General features: G+C 70.8%; 14 protein-coding genes. 6 read left to right on the top strand and 8 right to left on the bottom strand.

Features of this window, described 5'->3' with window-relative positions; genetic code table 11:
* Nucleotides 1-1,020, bottom strand: a 1,020-nt coding sequence (locus tag VIG79_RS01130; protein WP_331881048.1) for a hypothetical protein, incomplete at its 3' end; no start/stop codon positions are given.
* Nucleotides 1,021-1,183: 163 nt separating this feature from the next.
* Between VIG79_RS01130 and VIG79_RS01125 the strand changes: the two genes are divergently transcribed.
* On the top strand, nt 1,184-1,708 hold the full coding sequence (locus tag VIG79_RS01125; RefSeq protein WP_331881047.1) for a peptidylprolyl isomerase: 525 nt from the start codon (nt 1,184-1,186) through the stop codon (nt 1,706-1,708).
* A gap of 39 nt (nt 1,709-1,747) precedes the next feature.
* Nucleotides 1,748-2,629 carry a rhomboid family intramembrane serine protease gene (locus VIG79_RS01120; RefSeq protein ID WP_331881044.1) on the top strand — a complete coding sequence of 294 codons (882 nt, stop codon included), beginning with the start codon at nt 1,748-1,750 and terminating at the stop codon, nt 2,627-2,629.
* 269 nt (nt 2,630-2,898) lie between these two features.
* On the opposite strand, the gene VIG79_RS01115 is transcribed toward VIG79_RS01120, so the two are convergent.
* Nucleotides 2,899-3,150: a cell division protein CrgA gene (locus VIG79_RS01115; protein ID WP_331881042.1), complete on the bottom strand. Its 252-nt coding sequence runs from the start codon at nt 3,148-3,150 to the stop codon at nt 2,899-2,901.
* 118 nt (nt 3,151-3,268) lie between these two features.
* On the opposite strand from VIG79_RS01115, the gene VIG79_RS01110 reads away from it, so the two are divergent.
* The 4 genes from VIG79_RS01110 to VIG79_RS01095 are packed head-to-tail and all read left to right on the top strand — an operon-like array spanning nt 3,269 to nt 5,616.
* Nucleotides 3,269-4,063: a DUF881 domain-containing protein gene (locus tag VIG79_RS01110; RefSeq protein ID WP_331881040.1), complete on the top strand. Its 795-nt coding sequence runs from the start codon at nt 3,269-3,271 to the stop codon at nt 4,061-4,063.
* Between the two features lie 7 nt (nt 4,064-4,070).
* A complete protein-coding gene (locus VIG79_RS01105; protein WP_331881037.1) occupies nt 4,071-4,790 on the top strand; it encodes a class E sortase in 720 nt (239 codons plus the stop codon).
* Complete coding sequence (locus VIG79_RS01100; RefSeq protein WP_331881034.1) at nt 4,790-4,966, top strand: hypothetical protein; 177 nt, start codon at nt 4,790-4,792, stop codon at nt 4,964-4,966. The genes VIG79_RS01105 and VIG79_RS01100 overlap by 1 nt, the downstream gene beginning before the upstream one ends.
* On the top strand, nt 4,963-5,616 hold the full coding sequence (locus tag VIG79_RS01095) for an aminodeoxychorismate/anthranilate synthase component II (protein ID WP_331881031.1): 654 nt from the start codon (nt 4,963-4,965) through the stop codon (nt 5,614-5,616). Before VIG79_RS01100 ends, VIG79_RS01095 begins: the two co-directional genes overlap by 4 nt.
* Before the next feature lie 4 nt (nt 5,617-5,620).
* On the opposite strand, the gene pknB is transcribed toward VIG79_RS01095, so the two are convergent.
* Genes pknB through VIG79_RS01065 form a run of 6 tightly spaced genes read right to left on the bottom strand, consistent with a single transcriptional unit; the run spans nt 5,621 to nt 13,748 of the window.
* Nucleotides 5,621-7,420: a Stk1 family PASTA domain-containing Ser/Thr kinase gene (gene pknB / locus VIG79_RS01090; protein ID WP_331881051.1), complete on the bottom strand. Its 1,800-nt coding sequence runs from the start codon at nt 7,418-7,420 to the stop codon at nt 5,621-5,623.
* Nucleotides 7,421-7,444: 24 nt separating this feature from the next.
* Nucleotides 7,445-8,959, bottom strand: coding sequence for a protein kinase domain-containing protein (locus VIG79_RS01085; protein WP_331881029.1), 1,515 nt, complete (start codon nt 8,957-8,959; stop codon nt 7,445-7,447).
* A 7-nt stretch (nt 8,960-8,966) separates the two neighbouring features.
* On the bottom strand, nt 8,967-10,427 hold the full coding sequence (locus tag VIG79_RS01080) for a peptidoglycan D,D-transpeptidase FtsI family protein (RefSeq protein WP_331881026.1): 1,461 nt from the start codon (nt 10,425-10,427) through the stop codon (nt 8,967-8,969).
* Nucleotides 10,424-11,824 (bottom strand): FtsW/RodA/SpoVE family cell cycle protein, encoded by a 1,401-nt coding sequence (locus tag VIG79_RS01075; protein WP_331881023.1) that lies wholly within the window; start codon nt 11,822-11,824, stop codon nt 10,424-10,426. Before VIG79_RS01075 ends, VIG79_RS01080 begins: the two co-directional genes overlap by 4 nt.
* A 7-nt stretch (nt 11,825-11,831) precedes the next feature.
* Complete coding sequence (locus tag VIG79_RS01070; protein WP_331881021.1) at nt 11,832-13,211, bottom strand: PP2C family protein-serine/threonine phosphatase; 1,380 nt, start codon at nt 13,209-13,211, stop codon at nt 11,832-11,834.
* 3 nt (nt 13,212-13,214) lie between these two features.
* Complete coding sequence (locus tag VIG79_RS01065; protein WP_331881019.1) at nt 13,215-13,748, bottom strand: FHA domain-containing protein FhaB/FipA; 534 nt, start codon at nt 13,746-13,748, stop codon at nt 13,215-13,217.
* Nucleotides 13,749-13,750 lie beyond the last annotated feature (2 nt).

The raw sequence follows: 13,750 nt of genomic DNA, 5'->3' as shown, positions 1-13,750 counted from the left end.
CTTGACGTCGGCGGCCGCCCCGGCGACGTCCGCGGCAACGTCGCCGGCGGTCTCCGCGGTGGTGTCGGCGACGTCCCCGAGGACGTCCACCGTCTCCGACCCGGCGTTCTTGGCCTGGTCCGCGGCGCTGACAGTGGTGTCCTTCGCTGCCGCCGTCGCCTTGCTGGCGGCGGTCTTGGCCTTGTCCGCGGCGTCACCGACGGTGTCCTTGGCCTTGTTTCCCGCCTCGCCCGCGACGTCCTTGGCCTTGTCCGCGAGCTCGCCGGCCTTGTGCGCGGCGGTACCGGCGGCGCTGGTGACGGTGTCCTTGGCGACCGACACCCGGTCGCCGAAGGTCTTGGCCGGCGGCGTGTAGGAGGTCGACGGCGTGGCCCACGGGTCGTCCTTGGGCTTCCGGTTCGCCAGGACGACGACAACGGCGCCGACGGCGGCGACGATGCCCAGTCCGATGAGGAACTTGCTGGCCTTGGGCGTCTTGGCCACCTTGTCGCCCTTGAGGACCGCGACGGCGTCGGGTGCCCGCTCGGCGACCTGAACCACCTGGGTCTTGGACGCCGAGGCAGCGCCGGCCCAGGCCGCCAGTGCCGCCGTAACCCGGGGGATCCACGCCTCGACGATCACATCGCGGGCCTTGTCGACCTTGGGCTCGAGGTTCTCGACGGCCCGCTGGACGCGGGGAGCCGCCGTCTCGACGGCCCGCTCCACGTACGGCTCGGCCCGCTTGCGCGCTTCAGTCAGGTAGGGGTCGAGCCGCTCACGCGCGACCTCGTAGGCCCCTTCGACGCGTGGAAGCGCCGCCTCGTAGGCCTCGGCGGCACGCTCCCGAGCTATCGGCGCGTAGGTCCGGGCCGCAGCGGCGGCCGCGTCCGCGGCAGCCTGGGCCTGCACCTTGGCCTTGGGACCGTAGGCCGAGGCCAGGTCGGAACCCTTGCCGAGACCCTTGTCGGCGGCTGTCGAAGCCTGTTCACGGACGACGTCGACGTAGTCGCTGACGGTCGGCTGCTTTTTTTGTGCGAACACCGTGCCTCCTGAGTGCGTCTGGCCTGCAGATCGCTCGTTCGACTTCGGCCCCCATCCTGCCGTGTTTCCCCCGCGGACACGACACCAGCCCACCCGCTACCGCGCGCCGGCCACGGCGCATACCCCAGAATTCCTGGGTTGTATGCGTGAAAGGATGACCGCCATGAAGGCAACCTTCCACACCAACCAGGGCGACATCGTCGTCACGCTCTTCCCGAACGAGGCGCCCAAGACGGTCGACAGCTTCGTGGGACTCGCGACGGGTGAGCGGGAGTACCGCGACGACGCCGGCCGCACGAACCCCACGCCGTTCTTCGACGGGCTGATCTTCCACCGCATCATCAGCGGGTTCATGATCCAGGGCGGCGACCCGCTGGGCCGCGGTACGGGCGGCCCGGGCTACGAGTACGACGACGAGATCCACCCGGACAAGAAGTTCGACAAGCCCTACCTCTTCGCCATGGCCAACGCCGGCAAGCGGATGGGCAAGGGCACCAACGGCTCCCAGTTCTTCATCACCGTCGGCCCCACGCCCCACCTCAACGGCAAGCACACGATCTTCGGCGAGGTCGCCGACGGGCCGAGCCGTGAGGTCGTCGACAAGATCAGCCGGGTCTCGACCGACCGCAGCGACAAGCCGGTCGACGACGTCGTCATCGAGAGCGTCACGATCGACCGCGAGGGCTGAGCGGAACCGGGCCCGCCGCATACCCGTTCTTCCAGGACCATGACCGACCCCACCGCGTACCAGACGCCGGTCGACGTTCCGGTATGCCCGCGGCACCCGGACCGCGAGTCGCACGTCCGCTGCCAGCGGTGCGGACGGCCGGTCTGCCCGGAGTGTCAGCGGCCCGCAGCGGTCGGGGTCCAGTGCGTCGACTGCGTGCACCAGACCGCCCGGGAGAGCCGTACCGCCACGACCATCTTCGGCGGTGCGGTCAACCCGCGCGGGGCCGTCGTGACCTACACGATCATGGCGATCTGCGTCGTCGTCTACATTGCCGAGCTGGTCAGTCCGGAGGTCTTCCAGCGGTTCGCGTTCTCGCCGGCGACCGGCGCCAGCGAGCCGTGGCGCGCGCTGACGGCCGCGTTCCTGCACTCGCCGCAGATGTTCCTGCACATCGTGTTCAACCTGCTGGTGCTGTGGCAGATCGGGCCCTACCTGGAAGGGCTGCTGGGCCGGCTCCGCTACCTCGTGCTCTTCCTGGTCTGCGCGGTCGGCGGGTCGGCGGGCTTCCTGCTGCTCGCGTCGCCGCCGACCGCCGCCGACCCGATCGGCTCGTGGAACACCGGTGTGGTCGGAGCGTCAGGGGCGGTGTTCGGTCTGTTCGGGGCGCTGCTGGTGCTCAACCGGCACCTCGGCCGGTCGACCGCCGGGATCGGCGTGATCATCCTCATCAACGCGGCGATCGGGTTCGTCTACCCGGGGATCGCGTGGCAGGCCCACCTCGGGGGGTTCATCACCGGTCTGGCCTGCGCGGGCGTGATCACCCTGCTCAACAAGCAGAACCTCCGCCGGTACGCGGTGCTCGGGATGCTCGGTGTCCTCGTCGTCGTCGTCGCGCTGATGGCCGCCAAGTACACCACCGTCCCACCGATGTTCCGCTGACCGACTTACACGGGTGTGATTCATCCCCAGGGTGGGGACAACCCTGGGGATAACCCCAGGCTGCTCGGGTGGAGTCGCAGGAGCACCGAGCGTCCGGCTCCACGATGAGTCGCGGTCCATCCGACGAGCGTGTCGCAGCGGATTGCCCCGCTGCCTCGGCTATCCACAGGCCTCAATCCGGCCCGGTGCCGGCCGAACGGACGAAAGGTGACGTCAGGACGTGAACGTTGCTCCGTTCGGACAGGGTCAAACCGAGCGGCGGCGCGTCGTCAGCGCCAGCGCATCGCCATCCCGAAGCCGCCCAGCAGGAGCACGAACCCGGCCACGAGGTTCCCGTAGCCGAACGCCTGGATCGGCCACGCCCCCTGCGACACGTAGAACACGACGATCCAGGCCAGCCCGAGCAGGAGCAGCGTGACGAAGACCGGCACGTACCAGTCCGGGTTCGGCGCCTGCTTCTTGGCGCGCTGCTGCGGGGTGTAATGGCCTGACCGACTGTCGCGGCCCTTCGACTCGGGCACGGTGTGACTCCTTGATCGGGAACTCGCGAGGTTGCGCTAGTGGTTCAACGTCTGATCTAGCGTAGATGCACCGAGGCGCACATCGGTCACGCCGAGAGCCAGCCGAGAGGGGGAGGGTATGCCGCAGGCCACGGACCAGCAGGACCGGCAGGAGCCGCGCGAGCCGCGCGAGCCGCACGAGCAGCGGAACCGCGTCCGCCCGTCCGCCTGGGCCCTCGTCCTCCCCGTCGTCGCCGGGCTGGCCGGCGCCCTCTTCGCGACCAGCTACGGCACCGCGCACGGCACCGAGCTGCGCAGCGCGGGGCGTGACCTCCCAGGCCTCGTCGCCGACCAGAACCGTGACGTCGCCACCAAGGCCGAGCAGGTCCGGGGTCTGCAGTCCGAGGTGGACCAGCTCTCCGCCAAGGCCGCCCCGGGGGACGCCCAGGTCCAGGGCCTCCAGCAGCAGGCCGCCGTTCTCGCCCCCTTCGTGGGGACCCAGGCCGTCCGTGGCCCCGTCGTCACCGTCGCGTTGGACGACGCCCACCGCAGCGCCGCCAGCCTGCCCAAGCCCTACGGACCGGACGACATCGTCGTCCACCAGCAGGACGTCCAGGGCGTCGTCAACGCGCTCTGGGCCGGCGGCGCCGAGGCGATGATGATCCAGGACCAGCGCGTCATCGCCACCTCCGCCGTCCAGTGCGTCGGCAACACCCTGCTCCTCCAGGGCCGGGTCTACTCGCCGCCCTACGTCATCAAGGCGATCGGCAACACCACCTCCCTCAAGGCCGCGCTCGACCGCGACCCTCAGGTGCGGATCTACCGCGAGTGGGTCGACGCGGTCGGTCTCGGCTACGACGTCGCGACCACCGACCAGGCGGACTTCCCGGCCTACACCGGCACCATCAACCTCGACCGCGTCACCGGCGGCTGAGAGCCGCGTGAGAGTCGTCCGGGGCGTCGTCGGCACCGTCGGGGAGCTCGCCATCACGGCCGGCGTCCTGCTGCTGCTCTTCGTCGTCTGGGAGCTCGGCGTGGTCGGCTTCACCACCAACCGCGCGCAGGCCGCCACGGTCGACACCCTGGAGCGCCAGTTCGCCCAACCGACGCCGACCGCGCCGAGCACGTCCAGCCCCACCGCCTCGCCGACGACGCCCACCACCGTCCCGGTCCCGCCGCCGGGGGACGCCTACGCGATCCTGCGCATCCCTCGTCTGGGCGCCGCCTGGGCCAAGCCGGTCTACCAGGGCGTCGGGCTCGACGTCCTCGCCAAGGGGATCGGCCACTACCCCGACACCCAGCTGCCCGGCCAGGTCGGCAACGCCGCCTTCGCCGGCCACCGTGCGGGCCACGGCAACCCGCTCATCGACATCGACACCATCCGGCCGGGTGACGCGATCGTCGTCGAGACCGCCGACACCTACGTCATCTACCGCGCCGACCGCTCCGAGATCGTCCCGCCGACCGATGTGAAGGTCCTCGCGCCGGTGCCCGACCAGCCCGGCGTCGCGCCCACCGAGGCGTGGCTCACGCTCACCTCGTGCGAACCCAAGTACGGCTCCACGAACCGGTTCATCGTCTTCGCGAAGCTCGACCGCTCGGTCCCGCGGGCCCAGGGTCTGCCCGCCGACGTCCTCGCCCCACCAGGAGGCAACGGCTGATGTATGCGGCTCTGTGGCGCCTGTTCCCCGGCGGCCGGCTGGCGAAGACCCTTCAGGCGTTGCTGCTGTTCGGGGTGGTCGTCGCGATCCTCTTCATCTGGGTCTTCCCGGCCGTCGCGCCTCACCTACCCTTTGAGGACGTCACCATCGAGCCCACGACGGGAGCCACCTCGTGACCGCGCGCATCCTCGTCGTCGACAACTACGACAGCTTCGTGTTCACCATCGTCGGCTACCTCCAGCAGCTCGGAGCGGACTGCGAAGTGGTCCGCAACGACGCCGTCTCGGCGGCCGACGGCGCGGACTTCGACGGGGTCCTCGTGTCGCCCGGACCCGGCACGCCTGAGGAGGCCGGCGTCAGCATGGCGATGATCGAGGCCTGCGGCGAGCGGGCCCAGCCGATGCTCGGGGTATGCCTCGGGCACCAGGCCCTCGGGGTGGTCATGGGCGCCACCGTCGGCCGCGCACCGGAGCTCCTGCACGGGAAGACGTCGCAGGTCCACCACGACGGCACCGGGGTCCTCGACGGTCTGGCGACCCCCTTCACCGCGACCCGCTACCACTCGCTGACCATCGACCCCGCGACCATGCCGAACCTGCCGGACACGCTCCTGGCCAACGGGCATACCGACACCGGCATCATCATGGCCGTCCGGCACGCGACCCTCCCGCTGCACGGCGTGCAGTTCCACCCGGAGAGCGTGCTGACCGTCGGCGGCCACCGGCTGCTCGCGAACTGGCTGCTGCTCTGCGGTATGCCTGACGCGGTCGACCGCTCGCACGGCCTCAGTCCGCTGGTCCACGGGCTCGTCACGCCCGTGGCCTGAGGTCTCAGGGACCCGTCTTCGAGGTCGTCGGCGGCGCGGACGCCGCGGAGGGCGCGGTGGTCGTCGAGGTCGGTGGGGTCGTCGGCGGGACGGTGACCGTGACGGTCGTCGTCGACGGCGGGGCCGTGGGGCGCCGGGCGACCTTGATCGTCACGGTGCTGCCGACGTCGACCACGGTGGCGGGCGCGGGGGACTGGTCGAGGACCGTGCCCTCGGTGGCCTTGGCGTCGTCGACCTGTTGGATCTGCGCGGTGAGACCGGCCTTCTGCAGGGTGTCCTGGGCCACCCCGAAGTTCTTGGTCCGCACGTCGGGGACGGGGACCTTGCCGGTCGCGACCTTGAGCGTGACCGGGGTGGCGAACGGGGTCACCGCGCCGACGGCCGGGTCGGTGCCGAGTACGTTGCCCTTCTGCTGCGCGTTGTCGTCGACCTGCTGGATGGTCCCGACGGTGAACCCCGCGCTCTTGAGCGCGGTCGTCGCGGCCTCCTGGGTGAACCCGACGACGTTGGGGATCGCCGCGGCGTCCGGGCCGGTCGACACGTCGATGGTGACCGTCGACCCGGTGTTGACCTTGGTGCCCGGAGCCGGGTTCTGGGCCATCACCTGGCCCTTGAGCACGGTCGGGCTGGGCTTGTTCTCGACGCGGGCCACGAGCTGGGCATTGGTCAGGGCCGTGCGTGCAGCCGTCTCGGTCAGCCCGGCGAGGTTGGGGACGGGCACCTGCTCCGGACTCTGCCGGGCGAAGAGCGCGATGCCGGTCCACGTCGTGCCGGCAAGCACGAGCACCACAGCCAGGGCGATGAGCGCGTAGACCCACCCCGGTCGCTTGCGGCCGGTGTCATCGACCGGCACGTCCTCGAGGGGCACGAGGTCCGGGTCGGAGACGAGCGTCCCGGCGCCGGCCATGGCGGCCGCCGCGCCGGCGACGGCTCCAGCGGCTGCGGCACTGAGCGGTCGCCCCTCCCGCGCCGCGATGAGGTCGTTCCGGAACTCGGTCGCGCTCTGGTAGCGGCGCTCGCGCGGCTTCTCCAGCGCGTGCAGCGTGATGTTGTCGTAGGCCGTGGGAACGTCGTGGTTGAAGCTCGACGGCGGCTGCGGCTTCTCGCCGACGTGCTGGTATGCCACGGACACCGGTGACTCGCCCACGAACGGCGGCCGACCGGTCAGCAGCTCGAACAACAGGCACCCGGTCGAGTAGAGGTCGGACCGCGCGTCGACCGGCAGCCCCTGTGCCTGCTCGGGCGAGAGGTACTGCGCCGTCCCGATGACCGCCTGGGTCTGCGTCATCGTGGCGGACGTGTCGGCCATGGCGCGGGCGATCCCGAAGTCCATGACCTTGAGGTCGTGACCTCGGGTGATCATGACGTTGGCCGGCTTGATGTCGCGGTGGACGATCCCCATCCGGTGGCTGTAGGCCAATGCGGCCAGGACGCCCTCGACGATGGTGGCCGCCTCCGACGGCGCGATGACGTTCTCGCGCTGCAGCTTGGCGCGCAGCGTCTCGCCATCGACGTACTCCATGACGATGTAGGGCAACGGCACGGTGGCTCCGCCGGCCTCCGTCGTCGTCTCCTCCCCCGAGTCGTAGATCGCGACGATGTTGGGGTGCGCCAGACCGCCGGCCGCCTGCGCCTCGCGCCGGAACCGGGTCAGGAAGTTGGCGTCCCGGGCCAGGTCGGCGCGCAGCACCTTGATCGCGACGGGGCGGTCGAGCCGCGTGTCGTGGCCGAGATGGACCTCGGCCATCCCCCCTCGTCCGATGAGCTCGCCGACCTCGTAACGGCCACCGAGCAGCGTTGGCATCGTCACCCGCGACCCCACATCGGGTCAGTCTCCCGAACCATTGCCGCCTTTCGAACCGGTTGTGGGGGCTGCCGTCGTGTTGCCGTCCGAGACCGTCAGCGTAATCGGAGTTCCGACGTCGACCTTCCCGGTCGGCTTGATGTCGACCACTGTCCCGGCGGCTTCCTTGCCGGCTTGGGTCACCTGCTTGATCTGGTCGTCCTTCCAGCCGGCGCTCTCGAGGACGCCCTTCGCCTCGTCGTAGGACTTGCCCACGAAGTCCTTCTTGTTGATGACGACCTGTGGTGTGGTCGACGTCGTGCTCTGGGTCGTGGTCGTCGTGCGCGAGGGCGTGATCGTCGTCGGCGGCGCCGAGGTCGAGGTCGAGGTGCTCGAGGCGGGCGCGGTCACCGTGGTGGTCACCGCTGTTGCCCCGCCTCGGTTGTTGCTGGCGTAGGCCCATGCGAAGAACCCGATCGCGGCGAGCAGGACGATGATGGGGATCCACCACAGGCCGATACCGCCGCGCTTCTTCTCCGGCTCCTGCGGCGGGTACGGATCGTAGGGAGGGACCCCGTCCTGGTACCCGGGGTCGTAGCCCGTCGGCGGGTAGTCCGGGTATGCGGCGCCGATCACCGCGGCGGTGCCCAGCAGCTCGGTGCCGGTCGGCGCGTCCATGACCTGGGTACCGTCGGGGTCGGTGTCGCCGGTGTGGACGACGCTGGTCGCCGGCGGGATCTGCGCGAGCCCGGTGACCGACATACCCAACGCTGCGGCGACGGCCGCCGCGGAGGCGGGCCGGTCCGTGGGGTCCTTGGCCAGGCTCTGGTCAACGATCCGTCGCAGGTCCGACGGCACCCCCTCGGGCAGCGGCGGAGGCGGCTCGTTGACCTGAGCGAGCGCGGTCGCGACGGCCGAGCCGGAGTCGAACGGCTTGCGGCCGGTGAGCATCTCCTGCGTGATGATGCCCAGCGCGTAGAGGTCGCTGGCGCCGGTGGCGCCCTGGCCGAGGGCCTGCTCCGGGGACAGGTACTGCGGGGTGCCGAGCACCTCGCCGGTCCGGGTGTGCGACGCGCCGTCGACCGCTCGCGCGATGCCGAAGTCGGTCAGCTTCACCCGGCCGTCGGGGGTGATGAGGATGTTGGCCGGCTTGACGTCGCGGTGGACCACGCCCGCCGCGTGGGCCGCGGCGAGCGCGAGCGCGGCCTGGCCGACGATGCCGCGGACCTGGTCGGGGTTCATGGGGCCGCGCGCGATGATCTGGGAGAGCGGTTCACCCTCGACCAGCTCCATGACGAGGTAGGCGACACCCTCGTCCTCGCCGTAGTCGTAGACCGTCGCGATGTTCTGGTGGGACATCCCGGCGCTGTGCCGCGCCTCGTCGCGGAACCGCTCGGCGAACGTGGGGTCGTTGGCCGTGCTGGCCCGCATGACCTTGACGGCCACTTCGCGTCCGAGGACCGAGTCCGTGGCCCGCCAGACGTCACCCATGCCACCGGTCGCGATGCGATCGGTCAGGGTGTAGCGACTGCCGAGGGTCATGCCTGCTTCGGGGTTCATGCGCTGTTCACTGGTTGAGCACCGCTTCCATGACTGCTTTGGCGATGGGGCCTGCGAGACGCCCCCCGGCGGCCTCGTTTCCGGCGTTGCCACCGTCCTCGACGACGACGGCCACCGCAACCTTCGGGTCGTTCGCGGGGGCGAACGCCGTGAACCACGCGTGGGGCGGCTTGCCGTTGCCCTGCTCGGCGGTCCCCGTCTTGCCGGCCACCTGGACGCCGTTGATCTTGGCGGGCGTTCCGGTGCCCTGGTCGACGACCGCGACGAGCATCTGGGTGAGCGTGGCCGCCGTCTGTGGCGACACCGCGGTCCCGAGCCGCTCCGGGGTGGTGCGGTCGATGGTCTGCAGGTCGGCGCTGAGCGTCTGGTTGATGAGGTACGGGCGCATGACCACACCCCCGTTGGCGATCGCCGCGCTGACCATGGCGACCTGCAGAGGGGTGACCCGGACGTCGTACTGGCCGATCGCCGACTGCGCCGTCTGCGCCTGGTTGATGCCCGTCGGGAACCGGCTCGGCTCGACCCGGTTCGGGATCCGCATGGTGGTGCCGAACCCGAACTTGGCCGCCTGGTCGGCGAGGCCCTGCGCACCCACCTGCATACCGACGTAGCCCATGGCCGTGTTGCAGGAGATCTCGAGCGCGTGCTGCAGCGTGGTCTGGTTGTTGGGGCCGCAGGGCTGCCGGTCGTAGTTGGGCAGTCCGGCGGTCGTCTGGGGCAGCTCCATGACCCCGGGCGCGGGGATCTGGGTCGAGGTGTCGACCTTGCCATCCTCGAGGGCGGCGGCCGCGGTGACGATCTTGAACACCGACCCCGGCGGATAGAGGTTGCCGGCGATCGCGCGGTTGACCAACGGCTGGGTCGGGTCGGCGTTGAGCTCGTTCCACGCCTTGACGACGGACGCCTGGTCGTGGGCGGACAGCCGGTTCGGGTCGTACTGCGGGTGCGAGATCATGGCGAGGATCGCGCCGGTCTTGGGGTCGAGGGCGACGACGGCGCCGCGCTGGTTGCCCAGCCCCTTGTCGGCGGCGTCCTGCGCCTTGGGGTTGATCGTCGTCTGGAGCGTGGCGCCGACCGGCTGCTTCCCGGTGAGCAGGTCGGTGACCCGGGTGTAGAAGAACTGGCTGGACGACCCGGACAGCAGGTCGTCGGCCGCGCCCTCGAGGCCGCCACCGGCACCGTAGGTGTACGAGAAGTAGCCGGTGACGTGGCTGTAGGGCAGCGGCTGGGGGTAGCTGCGCAGGTACTTGATCTCCTCGTTCGGCGTGGGCTGCGACACCGCGACCGGCTGGTCGCCGACGAGGATCGCCCCGCGCTGGCGGGAGTAGCTGTCGAGCAGCGTCCGCCGGTTGTCCGGCCGGGCATTGATGGACGGCGCGAAGATCACCTGGATCAGCGTGGTCGAGATGAACAGCGCCGCGAAGAGCAGCGCGACAACGGTGGAGACACGACGCAGGGGCCCGTTCACGGCAGGGCCACCACTTCGGTGGCGCTCTCGGCCGGTTTCTCCTGCCGCCCGTCGGGGGTGGCAACGTCGTCGGTCACCGGGCGGCGGGCCTGGTCGGAGATCCGCAGCAGGATCGCCATGAGCGCCCAGTTGGCCAGCAGCGACGAACCGCCGAGCGACATGAAGGGCGTGGTGAGGCCGGTCAGCGGGATGACCTTGGTGACGCCGCCGATGACGACGAACACCTGGAGCCCGACCGAGAAGGCCAGACCGAACGCGAGCAGCTTGCCGAAGCCGTCCCGCACTCCGAGCGCGGTGCGGAACCCACGCTCGACGAACACCGCATACAGGGCCAGCAGGGCCGCGACCCCGAACAGGCCGAGCTCCTCACCGAAGCTGGCGAAGATGAAGTCGCTGTTGGCGAAGGCGACGAGCCACGGCCGGCCCTGCCCGAGGCCGGTGCCGAAGAGCCCGCCCGAGGCCATCCCCATGATGCCCTTGGCCAGCTGGTCGGACTGCTCGAGCGAGGCCTGGGAGAAGGGGTCGAGCCACAGCTCGACCCGCTGCTGCACGTGGTCGAAGACCCGGTACGCCAGGTAGGCGCCGGCCGCGAAGAGCACCAGGCCGATGGCGATCCAGCTGACCCGCTCGGTCGCGACGTAGAGCATCGCCACGAAGACGCCGAAGAACAGCAGCGAGGAGCCGAGGTCCTTCTCGAAGATGAGGACGGCCAGGCTGACGAGCCACGCGATGAGGATCGGGCCGAGGTCACGGCCGCGCGGGAAGGTGAACCCGAGGACCTTCTTCCCCGTCAGCGAGAGGACGTCGCGGACCGAGACGAGATAGCCCGCGAAGAAGATGATGAGGGCAATCTTCGCGATCTCGCCGGGCTGGAAGCTCAATGGTCCCAGCCGGATCCAGATCCGCGAGCCATAGATGGTCGTACCGATGCCGGGCAGCAGCGGCAGCAGGAGCAGGACGAGACCGACGGCCATCGCGGTGAAGGTGTAGCGCCGGAGCAGCCGGTGGTCGCGCAGGAGGATGAGGACGAGCGCCGCCACCACCACCGAGAGAGCGGTCCAGACCAGCTGGCGGCCGGCGTCGCTGTCGATGCCGGTGCGGCCGCCGGCGAGGTCGAGCCGGTGGATCATCACGAGCCCGAACCCGTTGAGAAGTGTGGCGATCGGCAGCAAGAGGGGGTCGGCGTAGGCGGCCCGCCACCGCACCACGAGATGGAACGCCAGCGCCAGCCCGAGCAGGCCGCCGCCGATGGTGAGCAGCTGGGCCGGGACCGTCTCGCGGACGCCGAGGTCGACGCTGATCCAGGCGAGCAGGGTGATGCCGACGGCGAAGACGGTGAGCAGCAGCTCGACCCCGCGACGGGTGCGCGGCGTGATCGTCTCGACGGTCGTAATCATCGGGTGCTCACGGCGTCGAGCCCGTCGTCAGGCCGGTGACCGGCGTGGTCGCCGTGTCGGTGGGCGACGCCGGCACGGTCGTGCTCGTGGTCGACGGCGTCGGCGCCACCACGGGGTTCTGGCCGCACGGGATGCCCGCCGTGGCCTGGGCGCGGCAGTCGGTCGCCGAGGTCCGCAGCGTCTCGACCCTGGTGTTGGCGTCGGCCAGGCTGCCGATCGGGGTGCCCGTGCTGACGACGTCCTGGACGTAGGTCGGCAGCTGGCCGACCGGGACGTCGGTCACCACGTAGACGCGAGACAGGCTGACGGGCCCGATGTTCTGGCCGACGCCCTGCCAGATGGCGACGTAGCCGTCGGAGGACTTCACGTAGTACTGGTTCTGGGTCCAGGCGTAGGCCGCGTACCCGCCGCCGACGAGGATCAGCGCGAGGGCCACGGCCAGGACGACGCGGCGGACCCAGATGACGCGCGTGGAGCGCGGCTCCTCGGCCAGCACCGGACTGTCGTCGTCGTCCGCGGACGGCGCGCGCACCGAGCGGGCCAGGCTGGCGGCCTTTTCGGCGGGGCTGATCGGCAGGCCCCGGGTGCGCTTGCCCTCGCGGTCGCGCAGCGACGCCGCCCCGACGATCTGCGGGGAGGTGCTGGGCGCCTCGGAGTCGCGCAGGTCGACGACGTCGGCGACGACGACGGTGACGTTGTCACGGGCGCTGGCCTTGAGGGCGACCTCGATCAGCCGGTCCGCGGCAGCGCTCGGGTTCGGCGACTCGGAGAGGATCTCCTCGATGATGTCGCGGCGGACGAAGTCGCTGAGGCCGTCGGAGCAGAGCAGGTAGCGGTCGCCGGCCCGCAGCTCGCGCACCGAGAGGTCAGGCTCGTCGTCGACCTGTCCGGTCATGACCCGGGTGACGAGGGAGCGTTGCGGGTGGTCTTCCGCCTCTTCGGGGGTGATCCGGTGCTCGTCGACCAGTTGCTGGACGAAGGAGTGGTCCTTGGTGATCTGGCTGAGCTTCCCGTCGCGGAGCAGGTAGGCGCGGGAGTCGCCGATGTGGGCCATCGCCAGCTTGTTGCCGGTGCGGAGCATGGCGATCGTCGTGCTGCCCATCCCGCGCAGCTTGGGGTCGTCCTCCATGGCCCGGCGCAGGCTGGAGTTCGCGTCGCGCACGGACTTCTCCAGCGCGGGCAGCGCCTGCTCGGCACCGATGCTCTCGCCGTCGAGCGGGGCGAGCTGTCCGACGATCAGCGAGCTGGCGACGTCGCCGGCGGCATGACCCCCCATCCCGTCGGCCAGGACGAGGAGGTGCGGACCGGCATACCCGCTGTCCTCGTTGCGGGACTTCGGTCCCAGCCCGAGGTCGGTCCGCGCCGCATAGCGCAGGGCGATGGCCATCGGTCAGCCCCGCAGTTCCAGCGTGGTGCGCCCGATCCGGATCACGGAGCCGATCTCGACCGGGACGGCGCCGGTGATCTTGACGCCGCCGACCTGGGTGCCGTTGCGCGAACCCTGGTCCTCAACGAACCAGCCCTCGGCGCGGGGGAAGATGCGCGCGTGCCGGCTCGAGGCGAACTCGTCGTCGAGGACGAGCGTGCACTCGGGACCGCGGCCGATGAGCACGCCCTGGCGGCCGAGTGGGAGCGAGGTCCCGGTCATCTGACCCTCGGTGACGACCAGGCTGACCGGCTCGCGCCGCCGCCGCTGCTGCTTGGGTGGCGGGGGTGATGCGGCGGCGACTCCCGCTGCGGCGGCCCGCGAGGGTACCGGTGCGCGGGCAGGCGACGGCGGGGTGGCGCGGTGGTCGCGCAGGCCGCGGCGCGAGATGCGGGTGCCGTAGAGGTCGCGCCGCAGCACCCCCGCCAGGGACAGGACGAACACCCAGAGCAGGGCGAGGAGGCCGAGGCGGATGATCGTGTAGGTCAGCTCGCTCACGC

The sequence above is a fragment of the Lapillicoccus sp. genome, assembly GCF_036559105.1.
Taxonomy (GTDB): domain Bacteria; phylum Actinomycetota; class Actinomycetes; order Actinomycetales; family Dermatophilaceae; genus Lapillicoccus.
Note: the sequence above shows the minus strand (reverse complement) of the source record. Positions and strands in the feature narration are given on the sequence as shown.